This is a genomic window from uncultured Piscinibacter sp. (genome assembly GCF_937952055.1).
GTDB lineage: Bacteria > Pseudomonadota > Gammaproteobacteria > Burkholderiales > Burkholderiaceae_C > Piscinibacter.
In genome coordinates this window covers 568,339-586,934 of record NZ_CALFYO010000020.1, presented here as the reverse complement: position 1 = coordinate 586,934, position 18,596 = coordinate 568,339, and the positions used below count along the sequence as shown (strand labels likewise).

Here is an 18,596-nt window from a genome sequence, read left to right as displayed (position 1 = left end):
TGCCGGGCCGGCGGTGGTGACGACGAGCGACATGGTTGCGCCTCGGCCGCCGCATGGCATCGCCCACAGGAGCCATCCGCGGGCCATGGCCCGCCGGCGTTCAGTGCCGCAGGCGGTCGCGGTGCCAGGCGGCGGCCTGGCCGCGCGAGCTGCACCCGAGCTTGTCGAGGATGTTGGCGACGTGCCGCTTGACGGTGTGCGGGCTCAGGTCGAGCGCGCGGGCGATCAGCTTGTTGCTGTCGCCCGCGGCGATGCGCGCCAGCACTTCGAGCTCGCGGTCGCTGAGCGATCCTGCGGGCAGCGGCACGTCCCGCGCCACCGTGCCGACGGCGACACGCCGCCGCAGGCGCTGGCCCCATTCCGACCAGTCGAGCAGCGTGGGCGCGAGTTCCGCATCCCCCGCGAAGATCGAGGCCAGCGCCGACAGCACGGTGGGGCCGGCCAGCAGTGCCGAGCCCGGCAGGCCGTCGTCGCGACAGCGACGCACGGCGGCCAGGGTCTGCGCTCTAGCCTCGTCGCGACGTCCGGTGCGCAGGCACGCGTGCGCGGCACGCAGTCGTGCCTCGACGCGCAGCCCGTACCACTCGAGGTCGTCGCGCGTGGCCAGCGCGCGCAGCCAGGCTTGCGTCGCCGCCTCGTCGTCGCCTTCCAGTTCCGCGCGGTAGGCCGGCACGACAAGCCGCCGCGCACGCTGGCCGAAGGTGTCCACCTCGACCGGTTCGGGGCCCTGCAGGGTGTCGAGCTGTGCGGTGGCCGCCGCGGCGTCGCCGGCGGTCAGCAGCAGGCGCAGCGCCGTGAACGCCAGGCTGCGCCGCAGCAGCGCGCGGCCCAGGCCCTCGGGCTCGCGCTCGCCCTCGAGTCGAAGTTGATCGATCAGCTCGCGGCAGGCGACGGCCTGCCCGGTGAGAGCGGCGAGCTGGCTGCGCACCTGCAGCAACATGAAGTGGAGATTGCGGGGCCGGCCCAGCCAGCGCGACATGTCCTCGGCGGCGTCGAACTGTTCGGCTGCCGTGGCGGCATCGCCCGCCCACAGGGCGAGGTGGCCACGCATCAGGTGAACGATCGCGCCGAGCGGCGACGGCGCCTCCAGGGCGCGTGTGGGCACGAGATCCAGGTAGCGCCGCAGCGGTGCGCGCATCGCCGGCAGCGAGGTGTCGCGCGGCATCGGCGAGGCCTCGTACCACAGGCTCAGCTCGTCGACGCCGGCCAGCACCTCGTTGCGTTCGGCGAAGCACGCCGCGGCGTCGTCGGCCGGCCCGGTGTCGCCGGTCTGCCAGACCGCTGCGGTGAGCGCCGGCACGGCGGCTTCGGGCGGCAAGGGATGACGGCGCAGTTCGGCGAGCGTCGCTTCCACGTCGTCGTAGCGGTCCTGCTGGACATGGGCCAGCGCACGGTAGGCCAGTGTGCGCAGCCGGGTGGCGGCATCACCATGCTGGTCGGCCAGACGCAGCGCCGCAGCCGATGCGCCGTCCATGGCCGCGAAATCCCAGTTCGCCCAGGCGCAGAGTGCCTGCAGCATCCACCACGACGGCGAGCGCTCGCGCCACGCCGCGGGAAAGGCGTCGAGCATGCGCCGGGCCTGCGCGAAGAGGCCGAACGAGAGCCACTCGTGCACCAGTGGTTGCAGTTCCGCCTCGGCGCGCGCCCAGTCGCCGGCGCGCAGCCGATAGCCGATGCTTCTGGCCGGGTCGGGCTCGGTGTCGGCGGCACGGCCGAGCAGGGTGCGAAAGCCGGCGGTGTTGGCGCGCATCAACCGGTCCTCGAGGAAGTCGCGGAACAGGTCGTGCAGCTTCAGGGCGGGTTCAGCGCCGGTTTCGATCGCGGTGGCGAAGGGGCCACGGCGCTCGACCTCACGCAGGTGCCGCGCCGCGTCGGTGCTGCCCAGCAAGGCGTTGCAGCGCGGCGCGCTCAATTCGGGCAGCTCGGCGCAGCGCAGCAGGAAGTCGCACAAGGCCGCGGGCATCTGCGCCAGCACCTCGGCGGCCAGGTAGTCGAACGCGTGGCGGTCCCGCAGGCGCGCGCCCTGGGCAGCATCACGCAGTGCGAGACGCACGCCGGCCGGCCAGCCGCCGGTTCGTTCGAGCAGCGCCGCGCTGTCGACCCCTGCGCCGCCTTGAGCTTCGGCCAGTGCCGCCACCTCGACTGCATCGAAACGGAGCTCCGCCTCGCGGAATTCCATCATCTCCTCGGCCGTGCGCCAGCGCGCCAGCGGCAGGGGCGGATCGACGCGCGCCGTCGCGGCGAGGGTCCACGCGGGTGGCAAGCGTTCGACCAGGACCTCGACGAACTCGAACAGCGCCGGGTCTTCGATGCGGTGCAGGTCGTCGAGGGCGATCACGCCCTGCGCGACCGGCGTGGACGCCAGGGTGTTGACGAGTTCGTCGGCCGCCTGCCGGCGCTGCGACCCGCTGCCACCCGCCGCAGCAACCAGCACTTCGGGCGCCGTGCGCCAAGGCAGGTCCAGCGGCTCCAGCGCCACGGCCAGGCAGGCGAGAAGCCGCTGCAGGTCGTCGCCCTCGTCGAGCGAGATCCAGGCGAGCGCGGTGGCGGGCGCCGAATCGAGTGCCGCGGCCAGCGCCGCCGTCTTGCCGAAGCCGGCCGGCGCCGAGAGCAGCACGAAGCGATGCTGCCGCAGCGCCAAGGCAATGCGTGCCTCCAGCGCCGCGCGCGGGACGCGGGCGGCACGCAGACGTGGCGGGTGCAGCTTGGTGAGGGCGAAATCGGCGAGCGCGGACACGGGCGGAGCAGGCTTGCGGTCAGCGCGGATTGTGCGGCGGGGCTGGCCCACAATGCCGCTCCCATGGACCACAGCTTTCTCTCCGCCCTCATCCTGCTGCTGCTCGTGCTCGATCCGCTGGGCAGCCTGCCGATCTTCATTCCCATCATGAACGGCGTGCCCCGGGAGCGCCGGCGGCGCGTGGCACTGCGCGAGGTGGCGATCGCCTTCGCCGTGCTGCTCGGCTTCATGTTCGCCGGCGAAGCCTTCCTGCGCGTGATGCACCTCTCGGAGCGCTCGCTCGAGGTGGCCGGCGGCGTGATCCTGCTCATGGTGGCCATCCGCATGATCTTCGGCCACGAGGGCGGCGTCTACGGCATGCCCGAGGGCAAGGAGCCGCTCATCTTCCCGCTGGCCGTGCCGCTGCTGGCCGGCCCGTCGGCGATGGCCACGGTGCTGCTGCTGGCGTCGCGCCAGCCGGAGAAGGTGATGACCTGGATGGCAGCGCTCACCGTGGCGATGGCGGTGTCGGGCGCGGTGCTTCTGCTGTGCGAGCGCATCCGGCGGCTGCTGGGCGACTCGGTGGTGGCGGCGACCGAGAAGCTGATGGGCCTCGTGCTCACCGCCATCGCCGTGGAGATGATCCTTGCCGGGCTGAAGCGCTACTTCCTCGGCTGATGGCCGCGCGGCCATGAAAAAAGGGCCGGTCCTGAGACCGGCCCTCTCGAGCGCTGTGAACTTCGGGGATCAGAAGTTGTGGCGCACGCCCGCGGCGAACGACGAGAACTTCGTGCCGACGTTCGAGACGCTGTAGGCAGCGTTGTCCTTGTTGTCCACCTGCGTGTAGAAGGCGAACACCTTGGTGCGCTTGCTCAGGTTGTAGTTGTAGGCAAACGTGAACTGGGTGGCGTCGGTGTCGTTCAGCGTGTTGCCGTTGCCCTTGAGCTCGCCGGCCACGCCGTAGTTCAGGTGGAACTCGCTGACACCCATCGTGTACATGGCCGACAGGCGGTACGAGTTGCGCTTCACTTCCGTGCCGACACCGTCGTCGATGGTGTTGCGGATGTAGTAGGCGCCGAAGGTCAGCGGGCCCATTTCGTACAGCGCGCGCAGGCCGAACTCCTTGCTGTCGTCATCGGCCGGCGGCGTGAACAGGCCCGTCGGCGCGTTCACGTAAGAGGCGCCCAGGTGCAGGGGGCCGCCGACGTAGTTCGCCGCAAGGACGATGGTCTTCTTGGTGTTGGTGGTCTCGGCCAGGCCAACCTGCGCGTCGAACGTCACACCGCCGAAGCTCGGCGAGTTGTAGGCGATCGTGTTGCGCACATCACCGGGGTACAGGTAGAACGCATCCGACGACGTACCGGTGTCGTGGTTGTGCATGCTGATGTAGTCGGCCGTCGCGAAGTACGCGGCGGTCGGGCCCATGTTGCCCAGGCGCACGCGGCCGAAGCTGCCTTCCAGCGCGACCCAGCTCTCGCGGGCCCAGAACGCGCCTTGCGATTGCGCGCCCGTGTCGACGTTGAAGCCATGCTCGAGCAGGAACGAGGCCTTCAGGCCGCCGCCGAGGTCTTCGGTGCCCTTGAAGCCGATGCGCGAGGCGTTGTTCTGCAGCGCGGTGACGCTGGTGTCGCCGTCCTTCTGGCGCTCGACCGACGTGTTCAGGCGGCCGTAGATCGTGACGCTGCTTTGGGCCAGGGCAGAGGTGCCGGCCAGGGTGGCCACGGCGGCCAGGAAGAGAGAGCGCTTCATGTAGATCCTTTTGGTCTTCATTCGAAACACGAACCCGGTTGACACATGTCACCGGAACGAGGTGCCGAATCTTAGATGACAGCTGGAGGAAAACCCGGAGCTTCGTTGCGCCGAAGCGACAACGACGCGACCAACGGTCAACGGCCGCGCAGGTGCGAGGGCGCCTCCAGGCGCTTGGCCAGCATCGACAAGGTCAGCGTCAGCACCAGGTAGACCGCCGAGATGGCGAGATAGGGCTCCCAGTAGCGCGAGTACGCGCCGGCGACGGTGCGCGCGGCCAGTGCCAGTTCGGCCAGGCCGATCGCCGAGACCAGCGACGAGTCCTTGATCAGCGTGACTCCCTCGTTGACCAGCGCCGGCACCATGCGGCGAAAGGCCTGTGGCAGCACCACGAAGCGCATCGCCTGGGGATGGGTCAGGCCCAGGCTGTAGGCGGCCTGGGTCTGGCCGGTGTGGATGCTCTGGATGCCGGCGCGGAAGATCTCGGAGATGTAGGCGCCGGCATTGAGCGTCATCGCCAGCGCGCCGGAGAAGAAGGCACCGTGCGATTGGCGGAACTCGCGCGCCGCGTCGCCCGACAGCAGCAGGCCGCTGTCCGGGTGCACCAGCGCCGGCATCAGCGCGAAGTGCACCAGCAGGATCTGCACGAACAGCGGCGTGCCGCGGAAGAAGGTCACGTAGGCGAGCGTCACCGCCCGCGCCAGCTTGAGCAGCCAGGCCAGCGCCAGAGACTGCGGCACCGGGGCGTCGCGCGAACTGCTGACCAGTCCGAGCAACACGCCGAGCAGCAGCCCGGCGCCGATCGAGACGATGGTGAGCTGGATCGTCATCCACAGGCCGTTGAGGAACAACGGCCCGTAGCCGGCGAGGATCTCCCAGCGCAGGTCCACGCGCGCCCCGCTTGGCTTACTTCGAGGCGGCCGTCGCCGGCGCCGCGGCCGCTGCCGGGGCGGCACCGAAGTACTTGGTGTAGATCTGGTCGTAGGTGCCGTCGGCCTTGATGTCGGCCAGACCCTTGTTCAGCTTCTCGAGCAGCTCGGTGTTGCCCTTCTTCACCGCGAAGCCGTATTGCTCGGGCGCGAAGGCCTTGTCGCTGACGGTCTTGAACTTGGCGTCCGGGTTGTTGGTCACGTAATTGATGACCACGCCGTTGTCGGCCACCACCGCGTCCACGCCGCCGGCTTCCAGCTCCTTCAGCGCCAGCGGGGTGGACTCGAAGCGCTTGATGTTGGTGCTGTTCTTGCCCTGCTGCTTGGTGACGGCCTCGTCGCCGGTGGTGCCGGTCTGCACGCCGACCTTGAGCTTCTTCAGGTCATCGAACTTGGCGACCTTGGAGTTGGCCTTCACCGCGATCAGCTGGTAGGCGTCGAAGTAGGGATCGGTGAAGTCCATCGTCTGCTTGCGCTCGTCGGTGATCGTGATCGACGAGGCCAGCATGTCGCGGTCGCCCTGCTGCAGCGCGTTGAAGATGCCTTCCCACGGCGTGTTGACGAACTTCACCTCGATGCCGGCCTTCTGGGCCACGGCGGTCACGATGTCGATGGTCAGGCCGACGATCTCGCCCTTCTCGTTCTGCGACTCGAACGGTGCGTAGGCGGCGTCGGTGCCGACCACGTAGACCCTCGCCGGCGGCGGCGCGGCGGCCACGGAGGCGGCCGGGGCGGGCGTCGACGCTTCGGGCGCCGGCGCGGGTTCCTTCTTGCCGCAGGCGGCGAGCAGGGCGCCCGCGAACAGCAGGCCGGCGGTTTGCAGGAATCGACGGGTGGTGATGGTGGTCATGGAGTCCTCGGTGAAGGAATGTTGGGAGCCCGGACGGATCGGTCTGAGGGCGTGGCGCGAAGTGTAAGCGGGCGGCGCGCCGGCCCCGCACGACCTCAGGGCCGTGGCGCAGTGGCCGGGTCCAGGTGCCGCCAGGGCAGGTCGCCCGGGTCGGCCGGCATCGGGCCGGCCGCCTTGGCCACCAGGATGTGCGAGGCGATCGGCGCGAACGCGGCGCGGAAGTGCACCGAGCTCTTCACCACCAGCGCCTGCATCGCCGCGGGCTCGACGCCGAGGAAGCGGAACAGGTCGAGGTCGAGCATCTGCGCCTTCGCGCTGGACAGCAGCACGCGGATGCCCTCGACCTCGACGCTGGCGCAGGGCCCGAGGCGCACGACGCTGCCGGCGGTCATCGGACCGTGCAGGCGCAGCGTGCCCTCGTGCAGCGCGAGCACGCATGCTTCGCGTTCGACCGGCCCGTCGGTCTGGCCGCACCAGGTGGGTACGGCGCGGCCCAGCGACAGGGTCAGGCGGGCGCCGAGGCCGGCGGCATGCGCGGCGCGCGCGCTGTCGGGGTCGAACAGCAGGCCGAGCGCCACGGCGCCGCCGACGCGCTGGCCGGTGCGGGCGTCGAGCAAGGCGTGCAACATGCCGGTGGTGTTGGCGTCTCCGCCGGCACCGGGGTTGTCCTGCGTGTCGGCGATGACGACCGGGCCGCGGCCCGGCACGGCGAGGCCGATCGCCCGCTCGACGGCCTCGTGCGGCGAGAGCAGTTCGCTGGCCCACTGGCGGCGATGGTCGACCACCATCGTGTGCAGCTCTTCGACCGCCCGCTGTGTCACCGCGTCGTCCAAACCGTGGCCGAACAGCACCGGCCCGCATTCGGGGAAGTCGGCCGCCGAGAAACCCATCGCGAAGCTCAACTCGGCACCGCTGTGCGCCTCCAGCCGTTCGAGCTCGGCGATCACCGAGGCCGCCGGCTCCATCTGCGTGCACTGGGCGTTCAGCGGCAGCAGGAAGGGTACCCGGCGAGCATGGGTGAACCAGTGCGCCGAACGGTCGGCCAGCCGCCGCGCCAGCATCCGCGCGGCACGCTCGCCGGTGGTGACCATGTCGACGTGGGGATAGGTTCGATAGCTCGTCATGGCGCTCGCGCGCGCGAGCATCAGCCGGGTGAGGTTGGCGTGCAGGTCCAGGCTGGCGACGATCGGCCGCTGCGCGCCGACGATCGCGCGCAGTCGCAGCAACAGCGCACCTTCGGCATCGTCGGCGCCCTCGGCGACGGCAGCACCGTGCAGGTCGAGGTAGATGCCGTCCAGGCCGTCGCGCAGCGCCTCGCGCAGGTCGGACTCGATCTCACGGCCGATGCGCGCGAAGGCGTCGGCGGTGATGCGGTTCGAAGGCATGGCGCCGGCCCACACCGACGGCACGAGCGTCCAGCCCGCGCGGCGGGCGGCACGGGCAAAGCCGGCGATCGCCAGGCTGCTGCCCTGCATCTGTTCCAGCATGGCCGGGCCGCGCGCGTAGGCCGGGTAGCCGGCGCCGGCTTCGAAGGCCGCCCAGTCGGCCGGCGAAGGCGCGAAGGTGTTGGTCTCGTGGTGGAAGCCGGCGACGAAGATGCGCATGGTCAGACGGCCCGCGTCAGGTAGGCGATCTCGGCTTCGCTGAAGCCGGCCGCGCGCCGCGCCGCGTCGTTGTACGGTGGCCGCAGCTTCGGGGCGGCGTAGCGTTCGACGAGTCCCGGGTAGATCGCCACGGGATCGAGTGCCGCGCGTTCGCAGGCGAAGCGGTACCAGCGGTTGCCGATCGCCACGTGGCCGATCTCGTCGCGCAGGATCACGTCGAGGATGGCCACTGCGCGCGCGTCACCGGCCCTCGCGAGCTTGGCCTGCAGCGGCGGCGTGGCATCCAGGCCGCGCGCCTCCAGCGTGCGCGGCACCAGCGCCATGCGCGCGACGAGGTCGTGCGCCGTGCGCGCCGTCATCGTCCACAGCCCGTCGTGGGCGGCGAAGTCGCCGTAGTCGTGGCCGAGCGACCTCAGGTGCTCGCGCAGCAGCGTGAAGTGCAGCGACTCCTCGGCGGCGACGCGCAGCCAGTCGCGGTAGTAGGCCTCGGGCAGCCCGGCGAAGCGCCACGCCGCGTCGAGCGCGAGGTTGATGGCGTTGAACTCGATGTGGGCGATCGCGTGCAGCAGCGCAGCGCGACCCTCCACGGTGAACGGGGAGCGCGTGGGCACGTCCTTCGGCGGCACGAGGTGCGGCCGCACCGGGCGACCGGGCAGGCCGTCGGGCTCGGCCAGCAGGACGTCGGCATCGACGCCCAGGCCGGCGCGCTCGGACAGCGTGCGGGTCGCGTCGGCCTTCTCCATCGGGTCGGCGATCTGCAGCAGGGCGAGCGCTTCGCGGCGGAGTTCCATGGCGCGATTATCGACGGGCCCTTGATAAGCTCCGCCCATGCCACGTCCGCACAGCCATGTCCTCATCGTCCTCGCGGACGATACCTTCCGGCGCAACCTGCTCAAGGGCCTGACGGCTGCCGCGAAGAGCCTGGACAACCCCTGTGGGCTGGGATTCGCCGGCACCGACTGCGCCGAGGAGGCGCTGCGCATCGCGCGCGAGGACGGCGACCTGCAGTGCGTGCTGGTCGACGGTCTGGGTGACGCGGACGCGGAGCGTCCCTGGCAGGCCGAGGAACTGGTGCAGGCGCTGCACCGGCTGCGTCCCGAACTCGACCTTTACGTGCTCGTCGACAGCACGCGCGACGAGGAGACCGTGGGGGCGCTGACGCGCGAGGCCATCGACGGCTTCTTCATCCGCGACGAGTCCGACCCGCGCGGCTGGTTCCGCATCATCCAGGCCGAGATCCAGGAGAAGTCGCGCACACCCTTCTTCGACGCATTGCGCGAGTACGTGCTGATGGCCAAGGACGCCTGGCACACGCCCGGCCACTCCTCGGGCGACAGCCTGCGCGGCAGCCCCTGGTCGTCGGCGTTCCACGAGTTCGTCGGCGAGAACCTGCTGCGCGCCGACCTGTCGGTGTCGGTGGACATGCTCGACTCGCTGCTCGACCCGAAGGGCGTGATCGCCCAGGCACAGGACATGGCGGCGCGCGCCTTCGGCGCGAAGCGCACCTTCTTTGCCACCAACGGCACCTCGACGGCGAACAAGGTGATCTTCCAGACCCTGCTGGCGCCGGGCGACAAGCTGCTGCTCGATCGCAACTGCCACAAGTCGGTGCACCACGGCGTGGTGCTGTCGGGCGCGCGGCCGGTTTATCTCGACAGCTCGGTGAACCGCACCTACGGCCTGTTCGGGCCGGTGCCGAAGAAGACGCTGTTCGAGGCGATCGAGGCGCATCCCGACGCCAAGGCGCTGATCCTCACCTCGTGCACCTACGACGGCCTGCGCTACGACCTGCCGCCCATCGTCGCGGCGGCGCACGCCAGAGGCATCAAGGTGATCATCGACGAGGCCTGGTACGCGCATGCGCGCTTCCACCCCGCTTTCCGCCCGACGGCGATGGAGGCCGGTGCCGACTACGCCACGCAGTCGACGCACAAGGTGCTGTCCGCGCTCAGCCAGGCGAGCATGATCCACGTGAACGATCCGGACTTCGACGCGCACCTGTTCCGCGAGAACTTCAACATGCACACGTCGACCAGTCCGCAGTACGGCATCATCGCCAGCCTCGACGTCGGTCGGCAGCAGGCCGTGATGGAAGGCTACAAGCTGCTGCAGCGCACGCTGGAGCTGGCCGCCGAGTTGCGCGAGTCGATCAACGCGACCGGCGTGTTCCAGGCGCTCACGCTCGCCGAGCTGCTGCCCGAGGAAGTGCGCGGGGACGGCATCCAGCTCGACCCGACGAAGATCACGGTCGACATCTCCAAGTCCGGCTTCACCGTCGACGAGTTCCAGCAGGTGCTGTTCGAGCGCTTCAACATCCAGGTCGAGAAGTCCACCTTCAACACGGTGACACTGCTGCTGACCATCGGCACCACGCGCAGCAAGGTGTCGCGCCTGCACGATGCGCTGCTGCGCCTGGCGCGCGATGCGAAGGCGCCGCGGCGGCTGGTCAAGGCGCCGGAGATCGCCGGCTTCACCAGCCTGCGCTACCTGCCGCGCGATGCCTTCTACTGCGAAGGCGAACTGCTGCCGCTGCTCGACGAGGACGAGCACGCCAACGCCGCCCTCGACGGCCGGGTCTGCGCCGACCAGATCGTGCCCTATCCCCCGGGCATTCCCGCGCTCGTTCCGGGCCAGGTGATCACCCGCGAGATCGTGCAGTTCCTGCTGTCGCTGATGCGCTCGCACAAGCGAACCGACCTGCATGGCGTGGTGCACGACGGCTACATGCCCTGCCTGCGCGTGATGACGCTGGCCGAGGAGCGCAGCAGCCGCGCCTTGTGACTACACTGCCGCCCTTCACGAAAGCAAGCTCATGGCCATCTACCAGCTCGACGACGACATCCCCCGCATCGCGGACTCCGCCTGGGTGGCCGACAGTGCCCAGGTGATCGGCCGCGTGGAACTGCAGCAAGGCGCCAGTGTGTGGTTCGGCGCCGTGCTGCGTGGCGACAACGACTGGATCACGGTGGGGCGCGGCTCCAACGTGCAGGACGGCAGCGTGCTGCACACCGACCCCGGCTGCCCGCTGGTGATCGGGCAGGACGTGACCGTCGGCCACCAGGTCACGCTGCATGGCTGCACCATCGGCGACGGTTCGCTGATCGGCATCCAGGCAGTGGTGCTGAACAACGCGAAGATCGGGCGCAACTGCCTGGTCGGCGCCGGCGCGCTGGTCACCGAGGGCAAGGAGTTCCCCGACGGCTCGCTGATCATGGGCTCGCCGGCCAAGGTGGTGAAGCAGCTCTCGCCGGAGCAGTTCGAGCGGGTCAGGCAGGGTGCGATCCACTATGCCGAGAAGGCGGAGCGCTACCGCAAGGGATTGAAGAAGATCGCCTGATGTCGGAATTGCACAAGTTCATCTTCGAAGGCTTGCCGGTGCGCGGCATGCTGGTGCGGCTGACCGAGTCGTGGCAGGAGTTGTTGCAGCGCCGCGAGCGCGCCGACGACGCCTTCCCGCCGCCGGTGCGCTCGCTGCTCGGCGAGATGGCGGCGGCCGGCGCACTGATGCAGGCCAACATCAAGTTCAACGGTGCGCTGATCCTGCAGGTGTTCGGCGACGGTCCGGTGCGCCTCGCGGTGGCCGAGGTGCAGCCCGACCTGGCCTTCCGCGCCACCGCCAAGGTGGTGGGAGAGGTCGGCGACGACGCGAGGCTGGAGGCCATGCTGAACGTGCACGGCAAGGGCCGCTGCGCGATCACGCTCGACCCGCAGGACAAGCTGCCGGGCCAGCAGCCCTACCAGGGCGTGGTGCCCCTGCATGGCGACGCGCGCGAGCCGCTGCAGGAGCTGTCGCAGGTGCTGGAGCACTACATGCTGCAATCCGAGCAGCTCGACACGCGACTGGTGCTGGCGGCCGACGACCATGTCGCCGCCGGACTGCTGATCCAGCGTCTGCCGGTGCAAGGCGAGGGCAATCTCGCCGGTCGGCGCAACGAGGACGAGATCGGATTGAACGAAGCGTTCAACCGCATCGCGCATCTCGCGTCCACGCTGAAGCGCGAAGAGCTGCTGACGCTGGATGCGGACACCATCCTGCGGCGGCTGTTCTGGGAAGAGGACCTGCGCCGCTTCGAGCCGATGTCGGGCGAGCGTGGTCCCCGCTTCCACTGCAGCTGTTCGCGCGAACGCGTCGGCGACATGTTGCGCAGCCTGGGCCGCGAAGAGATCGAGGGCATCCTCGCCGAGCAGGGGCAGGTGGAGATCGCCTGCGACTTCTGCGGCATCAAGTACCACTTCGATGCCGTCGACGCCGCCGGCCTGTTCATGCCCGCCGACTCGCAGCCGCCGGGCAGCACGACGCTCAACTGACGCAGAGGCCCGGCGGCGTGACGGCCCCCGGGCGCGGGCGCAGCGACGAGGGGCGCGGCTCACTGCTGGAACAGCCGGCGCTGTTCCGTCTCCTTCAGCTTGACGCAGGCGGCGTCGGCAGCGAACTCGGCCTTGCGGCACTCGCGCTGCTCGCAGAAGCCGCGCATCAGCAGGTTGTTGCCAGCGCAGAGCTCGGCGACGGTCTTCAAACGTGCAGGCGCAGGCGCTGAGGCAGGGGCGGCCGCTGCAGCCGGCGGCACGGCTTGCGCCGGCGGTGCGGCGCGCAGGGTCTGCTGTGCACGCGGGCGAGGCACGGGCTCGGGAAGGCGCTTCCGGCGCTCGGGGACGGAGGCGGGTTCGGCGGCTTCGGCGCCCATGGCGCTGGCGGCCTCCTGCGTCGGCAAGGCTGCACTCGCCGGTGCCGCCGCCATGCTCGCCGAGGGCGCTGCGGCGGCTGTCGGTGCGGGAGCCGATGCGACCGGAGCCGCATCGATCGCCGTGGCCGCCGAGGCCGGCCTGGCCACCGTCGCGGGGGCCGGTGCCGGTGGCGTGTCATCCCCCGGGCGCAGCAGCCAGATGCCACCGGCGGCGAGCACGACCACCACCGCCAGGCCCACTGCCTTGCGCCTGCCGGTACCGTGCGCGGGCGGCTCGGCCAGCGGCGATTCCTCGATCGGCGGCAGGCTGGCCGGCGCGGTGTGCTGCATGACCAGCGTCGGTGCCGAGAGCGGGTCGAAGCTGTCGTCGTCGGGCATCAGCGAGCGGCCCCAGGCCGGCTTGGCTTGCAGCGACGCTCCGCAATGCCGGCAGACGAGCGCGCCGTCGGCGTTGTCGGACCTGCACTTCGAGCAGACAAGGGCCATGGGCGCGGCGGGCGGGAAGGACGCGGAACGATATCAGAGCGGCGGCAGCCAGTGGCGTTCGCATTGTGCGTCGCCGCAGCGTTCGCACACCCATTGCCAGCGCCGTGCCTCGGCGAGCACTTCGGGCGGCTGGCGCGCACGCTCGACGGCGGCGAGCGCGTTGGCGAGTCGCGTCGCACCCTGGCCGAACACCACCGAGCAGTCCAGCGCTGCGCGCGTCAGTGCCGCGCGCACCTTGGCGTCGACCGGTTCACGCACGTGCGGGCCGTCGCGCTGCAGTCCGTCGGCCCGCCAGGGCAGGTCCAGCGCAGTGAGCAGGGTGAGGTGGCAGCTCGCGTGGGCGGCGAGCGCCTCGTCGTAGAGGCCGCGGTCGCCGAAGACATGGTCGCTGTAGACGGCGATCATCAGCGCGGTGGTGTCGGCGACCACGATGTCGTGGCGTTCGGCGGCGGCGGCGATGCGACGCGTCTGTTCGGCCGCGATGCCGCGTTGTTCGTCGCTGCGCGGCGTGCGGCCCGCGCGGTCGCAGAACTCGCGCAGGACCTCCGGCACCACCGCCACGCGCTGGCCGCGCTCGGCCAGCGACGCGCCGAGCGCGTGCGCCAGCGTGGTCTTGCCGGTGCTCTCGGCGCCGAGCAGCGCGATGATGAAGGCGTCGTTCATGGCGTCCCGGCGTTCGCCCGCGCCCGCCAGGCGCGCCAGCCGGCGACCGAGAGCACGGCGAACACCGCGTACAGCAGCACCGTCAGCCACAGCCCCTTGACGGCGAACAGCGCCACGCTGACCACGTTCACCACCAGCCAGGCGGGCCAGTTCTCCACGTACTTGCGGCCGAGCAGCCACTGCCCCACCAGGCTGGCCGCGGTGGGGAAGGCGTCGAACCAGGGCACGTCGGAGTCGGTGCGGTGGTCGAGGAAGAGGGCCAGCGCCGGCCAGGCCAGCGCCAACGCCAGCAGGCAGCCGACCAGCGCGCGGCGCGGCAGCGAACGCACGCGCAGCGCCGTGCCGTCGTCCAGCGTGCCGCGCAGCCACTGCCACCAGCCCCACAGCGCCACCGCGGCGAAGAAGATCTGCAGGCTGGCCTCGCCGTACAGCCGGCTGTCCCAGAAGAGCAGGAAGTACAGCAGCGAGCTCGCGATCGCCAGCGGCCAGCCCCACGGATTGACGCGGATGTTGAAGCCCACCATGGCCAGCGCCAGCACGAAGGCGATCAGCTCCAGCCAGGTGGCCGGCGATCCCCACAGCGTGAAGGCGGGTGCGAACAGCGGCCGCAACGCCTGCAGCAGCGTCTCCATCACGGGCAGCGTGGCCTGTTCAGCGCTGCGGCGCCGAGATCTGCACGAAGATCTCGTCCGGCTTGACCATGCCGAGGTCGAAGCGGGCCTTCTCCTCGACCATTTCCAGGCCTTCCTTGAGGTCGCTGACCTCGGCGAGAAGCTGCGCATTGCGTTGCCTGGACGCGTCGTTGGCGGCCTTCTGCTCGCGCAGTTGCCCCGACAGCTCCATCACACGCGGCACGCCGCCCCGGCCGAACCACAGCTCGGCATGCACCAGCGCCAGCAGCGCCAGCAGTGCGATCGTCACCAGGCGCATCGCCGCGCCGTGCTCAGCCTTGCAGACCGCACCGGCGCGAGACGCGCCGGTCGTTCGCCAGGCACTCGTCAAGACGAAGGTCTTGCTTCATGTCCGGGCTCACCGCAGGTTGTAGAAGGCATCGCGGCCGGGATAGCTCGCCACGTCGCCGAGATCCTCCTCGATGCGCAGCAGCTGGTTGTACTTGGCGATGCGGTCGCTGCGGCTCATCGAGCCGGTCTTGATCTGGCCGGCGTTGGTGCCCACGGCGATGTCGGCGATGGTGCTGTCCTCGGTCTCGCCCGAACGGTGGCTGATCACCGCGGTGTAGCCCGCGCGCTTGGCCATCTCGATGGCGGCGAAGGTTTCGCTCAGCGTGCCGATCTGGTTGATCTTGATGAGGATCGAGTTGGCGATGCGCTTCTCGATCCCCTCCTTGAGGATGCGCGTGTTGGTGACGAACAGGTCGTCGCCGACCAGCTGCACCTTCTGCCCGAGGCGCTCGGTGAGGTGCTTCCAGCCGTCCCAGTCGCCTTCGTGCATGCCGTCCTCGATCGAGACGATCGGGTACTTGTCGACCCAGGTGGCGAGGATGTCGGTCCACTCGGGGGCGGACAGCGTCAGGCCCTCGCCCTCGAGCTGGTACTTGCCGTCCTTGTAGAACTCACTGGCGGCGCAGTCCAGGCCGATGGCGATCTGGCGGCCGGCTTCATAGCCCGCCTTGTCGATCGCCTCGAGGATCAGCTGGATGGCCGCTTCGTGACTCGCCACGCTGGGCGCGAAGCCGCCTTCGTCACCGACGGCCGTGCTCATGCCCTTGCCGTCGATGATCTTCTTCAGCGCGTGGAAGACCTCGGCACCGTAGCGCACCGCCTCGCGGAACGACGGGGCGCCGACCGGGATGATCATCAACTCCTGCAGGTCGAGGTTGTTGTTGGCGTGGGCCCCGCCATTGATGACGTTCATCATCGGCACCGGCATCTGCATGCCGCCCGAGCCGCCGAAGTAGCGGTACAGCGGCAGTCCCGATTCCTCGGCGGCGGCACGCGCCACCGCCATGCTCACCGCCAGCGTGGCGTTGGCGCCGAGACGGCTCTTGTTCTCCGTGCCGTCGAGGTCGATCAGCGTGCGGTCGAGAAAGGCCTGTTCGCTGGCGTCCAGGCCAAGCACGGCCTCGCTGATTTCCGTGTTCACGTGCTCCACGGCTTTGAGCACGCCCTTGCCGAGGTAGCGCGACTTGTCGCCGTCGCGCAGCTCGATCGCCTCGCGCGAGCCGGTCGAGGCGCCCGAGGGAACCGCCGCGCGGCCCATGGTGCCGGACTCCAGCAGCACGTCGCACTCGACGGTCGGGTTGCCGCGGCTGTCGAGGATTTCTCTTCCGACGATGTCGACGATGGCGCTCATGGTCTTGTCTTTCCAGGAAGGTGAGTTGTTGGCATGGGACTTCAGCAGGAGAAGTCGTTCTCGAGCAGCGGCTGGGTCTTCACCACGCGGTCGAGCGCGACGAGTTGCTCGAGCAGCGCCTTCATGTGCTTCAGCGGCACGGCGTTCGGGCCGTCGGACAGCGCCCTGGCCGGATCGGGGTGCGTCTCCATGAACAGGCCGGCGACGCCCACCGCCACCGCCGCGCGCGACAGCACCGGCACGAACTCACGCTGGCCGCCCGAGCTGGTGCCCTGGCCACCGGGCAATTGCACCGAGTGGGTGGCGTCGAACACCACGGGCGCGCCGGTCTCGCGCATGATGGCGAGGCTGCGCATGTCCGAGACGAGGTTGTTGTAGCCGAAGCTCGCGCCGCGCTCGCAGGCGAGGAAGTTGTCGTCGTTCAGGCCCTTCTCGCGGGCTGCCGCACGAGCCTTGTCGATGACGTTCTTCATGTCGTGCGGCGCGAGGAACTGGCCCTTCTTGATGTTGACGGGCCTGCCACTCTGCGCCACGGCGCGGATGAAGTCGGTCTGGCGGCACAGGAAGGCCGGCGTCTGCAGCACGTCGACCACCGCGGCCACGGCCGGGATCTCGGCCTCGCTGTGCACGTCGGTGAGGATGGGTACATTCAGCTCGCGCTTGACCTTGGCGAGGATCTCGAGGCCCTTGTCCATGCCCGGACCGCGGAACGAGCTGCCGCTGGAGCGGTTCGCCTTGTCGTAGCTCGACTTGAAGATGAAGGGGATGCCCAGCGCGGCGGTAATCTCCTTCAGCCGCCCGGCCACGTCCATCTGCAGCTGCTCGCTCTCGACCACGCAGGGGCCGGAGATGAGGAAGAAGGGCCGGTCGAGGCCGACGTCGTAGCCACAGAGCTTCATGCCGCTACCCTCTGCTTGCGGTCCGCCTGATGCTGCAGCGCCGCCCGGATGTAGGAGGTGAACAGCGGATGCCCGCCCCAGGGCGTGGACTTGAACTCGGGGTGGAACTGCACGCCCATGAACCAGGGGTGCACGCCCTTGGGCAGTTCGACGATCTCGGTCAGCTTCTCGCGCTGGGTGATCGCCGAGATCACCAGGCCGGCCTGCTCGAGGCGGTCGAGGTAGTGCACGTTGGCCTCGTAGCGGTGCCGATGCCGTTCGGTGACCACGTCGCCGTAGATCTCGTGCGCCAGCGTGCCCGGCTTGACGTCGGAGCTCTGCGCACCGAGGCGCATCGTGCCGCCGAGGTCGGAGGAGGCCGAGCGCTTCTGGATCGAGCCGTCGGCATCCTGCCACTCCTCGATCAGCGCGATCACCGGGTGCGGCGTGGCCGGGTCGAATTCGGTGCTGTTGGCGCTGGCCAGGCCCGCCTTGTGGCGCGCGTACTCGATGGTCGCCACCTGCATGCCCAGGCAGATGCCCAGGTAGGGGATCTTCTTCTCGCGGGCCAGGCGTGCCGCGCAGATCTTGCCCTCGATGCCGCGCTTGCCGAAGCCGCCGGGCACCAGGATGGCGTCGAAGTCGCCGAGACGGTCGACGTTCTCCGGCGTGATCGTCTCCGAGTCGACGTACTCGATGGTCACCTTGGCGTGATTGTGGATGCCGGCGTGGCGCAGCGCCTCGTTGAGCGACTTGTACGAGTCCGACAGGTCGGTGTACTTGCCGACCATGGCGATGCGCACCTCGGCCTTCGGGTGCTCGACCTCGTTGACGAGGTCGTCCCAGCGCCTCAGGTTCGCCGGCGGCGTGGACAGGCGCAGCTTGTCGCAGATGAGGCCGTCCAGCCCCTGCTCGTGCAGCATGCGCGGCACCTTGTAGATGGTGTCCACGTCCCACATCGAGATCACGCCCCAGCGCGGCACGTTGGTGAACAGCGAGATCTTGTCGCGCTCCTCGTCGGGCACCGGGCGGTCGGCGCGGCACAGCAGCGCGTCGGGCTGCACGCCGATCTCGCGCAGCTTCTGCACGGTGTGCTGGGTCGGCTTGGTCTTCAGCTCGCCGGCCGCAGCGATCCAGGGAACATAGGTGAGGTGCACGAAGGCGCACTGGTTCGGGCCGGCCTTCAGGCTGAGCTGCCGCGCGGCCTCGAGGAAGGGCAGCGACTCGATGTCGCCGACCGTGCCGCCGACCTCGACGATGGCCACGTCGACGGCATGGTCGGTGCCGATACCGGCGCCGCGCTGGATGAACTCCTGGATCTCGTTGGTGACGTGCGGGATCACCTGCACCGTCTTGCCGAGGTAGTCGCCGCGGCGCTCCTTCTCGAGCACGCTCTTGTAGATTTGCCCGGTGGTGAAGTTGTTCGACTTGCGCATCCGGGTGGTGATGAAGCGCTCGTAGTGGCCGAGGTCGAGGTCGGTTTCCGCGCCGTCGTCGGTGACGAACACCTCGCCATGCTGGAACGGCGACATCGTGCCCGGATCCACGTTGAGGTACGGATCGAGCTTGATGAGGGTGACTTTGAGGCCGCGCGACTCGAGGATCGCGGCGAGGCTTGCAGAAGCGATGCCCTTGCCCAGCGAGGACACCACACCGCCGGTGACAAAGACGAACTTGGTCATTGCGTGCGGCATCCGTTGCTCACGAATGCCGTGGTGGTAAA

Annotated in this window: 17 protein-coding genes; 4 read left to right on the top strand and 13 right to left on the bottom strand. The window is 69.7% G+C overall.

What is annotated here, in order from left to right; translation table 11 throughout:
• Positions 1-100: 100 nt before the first annotated feature.
• Complete coding sequence (locus Q0599_RS13650; protein ID WP_298830262.1) at positions 101-2,737, bottom strand: LuxR C-terminal-related transcriptional regulator; 2,637 nt, start codon at positions 2,735-2,737, stop codon at positions 101-103.
• Between the two features lie 63 nt (positions 2,738-2,800).
• On the opposite strand from Q0599_RS13650, the gene Q0599_RS13645 reads away from it, so the two are divergent.
• On the top strand, positions 2,801-3,394 hold the full coding sequence (locus tag Q0599_RS13645) for a MarC family protein (RefSeq protein ID WP_298830259.1): 594 nt from the start codon (positions 2,801-2,803) through the stop codon (positions 3,392-3,394).
• A gap of 69 nt (positions 3,395-3,463) precedes the next feature.
• Here the strand turns inward: Q0599_RS13645 and Q0599_RS13640 are convergent, their stop codons facing one another.
• The 5 genes from Q0599_RS13640 to Q0599_RS13620 form a co-directional block, all read right to left on the bottom strand.
• Complete coding sequence (locus tag Q0599_RS13640; RefSeq protein ID WP_298830257.1) at positions 3,464-4,465, bottom strand: porin; 1,002 nt, start codon at positions 4,463-4,465, stop codon at positions 3,464-3,466.
• A 137-nt stretch (positions 4,466-4,602) separates the two neighbouring features.
• Positions 4,603-5,355, bottom strand: coding sequence for an amino acid ABC transporter permease (locus Q0599_RS13635; protein WP_298830255.1), 753 nt, complete (start codon positions 5,353-5,355; stop codon positions 4,603-4,605).
• Between the two features lie 16 nt (positions 5,356-5,371).
• Positions 5,372-6,244: a basic amino acid ABC transporter substrate-binding protein gene (locus Q0599_RS13630; protein WP_298830253.1), complete on the bottom strand. Its 873-nt coding sequence runs from the start codon at positions 6,242-6,244 to the stop codon at positions 5,372-5,374.
• A gap of 95 nt (positions 6,245-6,339) precedes the next feature.
• Positions 6,340-7,848, bottom strand: a complete 1,509-nt coding sequence (locus tag Q0599_RS13625) for a M81 family metallopeptidase (protein WP_298830252.1) — start codon at positions 7,846-7,848, stop codon at positions 6,340-6,342.
• 2 nt (positions 7,849-7,850) lie between these two features.
• Positions 7,851-8,639 (bottom strand): ferritin-like domain-containing protein, encoded by a 789-nt coding sequence (locus Q0599_RS13620; protein WP_298830251.1) that lies wholly within the window; start codon positions 8,637-8,639, stop codon positions 7,851-7,853.
• A 37-nt stretch (positions 8,640-8,676) separates the two neighbouring features.
• On the opposite strand from Q0599_RS13620, the gene Q0599_RS13615 reads away from it, so the two are divergent.
• Genes Q0599_RS13615 through Q0599_RS13605 form a run of 3 tightly spaced genes read left to right on the top strand, consistent with a single transcriptional unit; the run spans position 8,677 to position 12,156 of the window.
• Positions 8,677-10,629 (top strand): aminotransferase class I/II-fold pyridoxal phosphate-dependent enzyme, encoded by a 1,953-nt coding sequence (locus Q0599_RS13615; RefSeq protein ID WP_298830250.1) that lies wholly within the window; start codon positions 8,677-8,679, stop codon positions 10,627-10,629.
• A gap of 31 nt (positions 10,630-10,660) precedes the next feature.
• Positions 10,661-11,185, top strand: coding sequence for a gamma carbonic anhydrase family protein (locus Q0599_RS13610; RefSeq protein ID WP_298830248.1), 525 nt, complete (start codon positions 10,661-10,663; stop codon positions 11,183-11,185).
• Complete coding sequence (locus Q0599_RS13605) at positions 11,185-12,156, top strand: Hsp33 family molecular chaperone HslO (RefSeq protein WP_298830245.1); 972 nt, start codon at positions 11,185-11,187, stop codon at positions 12,154-12,156. Before Q0599_RS13610 ends, Q0599_RS13605 begins: the two co-directional genes overlap by 1 nt.
• A 59-nt stretch (positions 12,157-12,215) precedes the next feature.
• Here the strand turns inward: Q0599_RS13605 and Q0599_RS13600 are convergent, their stop codons facing one another.
• From Q0599_RS13600 to Q0599_RS13570, 7 genes are all read right to left on the bottom strand, one after another.
• A complete protein-coding gene (locus tag Q0599_RS13600; protein WP_298830244.1) occupies positions 12,216-13,019 on the bottom strand; it encodes a hypothetical protein in 804 nt (267 codons plus the stop codon).
• Between the two features lie 33 nt (positions 13,020-13,052).
• Positions 13,053-13,682 (bottom strand): ATP-binding protein, encoded by a 630-nt coding sequence (locus Q0599_RS13595; protein ID WP_298830243.1) that lies wholly within the window; start codon positions 13,680-13,682, stop codon positions 13,053-13,055.
• Positions 13,679-14,314, bottom strand: a complete 636-nt coding sequence (gene pnuC / locus Q0599_RS13590; protein WP_298830242.1) for a nicotinamide riboside transporter PnuC — start codon at positions 14,312-14,314, stop codon at positions 13,679-13,681. Before pnuC ends, Q0599_RS13595 begins: the two co-directional genes overlap by 4 nt.
• Before the next feature lie 19 nt (positions 14,315-14,333).
• Positions 14,334-14,612, bottom strand: a complete 279-nt coding sequence (gene ftsB, locus Q0599_RS13585; RefSeq protein ID WP_298830466.1) for a cell division protein FtsB — start codon at positions 14,610-14,612, stop codon at positions 14,334-14,336.
• Between the two features lie 99 nt (positions 14,613-14,711).
• A complete protein-coding gene (gene eno / locus Q0599_RS13580) occupies positions 14,712-15,995 on the bottom strand; it encodes a phosphopyruvate hydratase (RefSeq protein WP_298830240.1) in 1,284 nt (427 codons plus the stop codon).
• Positions 15,996-16,036: 41 nt separating this feature from the next.
• Complete coding sequence (kdsA, locus tag Q0599_RS13575; RefSeq protein WP_298830238.1) at positions 16,037-16,894, bottom strand: 3-deoxy-8-phosphooctulonate synthase; 858 nt, start codon at positions 16,892-16,894, stop codon at positions 16,037-16,039.
• Complete coding sequence (locus tag Q0599_RS13570; RefSeq protein WP_298830236.1) at positions 16,891-18,555, bottom strand: CTP synthase; 1,665 nt, start codon at positions 18,553-18,555, stop codon at positions 16,891-16,893. Before Q0599_RS13570 ends, kdsA begins: the two co-directional genes overlap by 4 nt.
• Between the last annotated feature and the right edge of the window lie 41 nt (positions 18,556-18,596).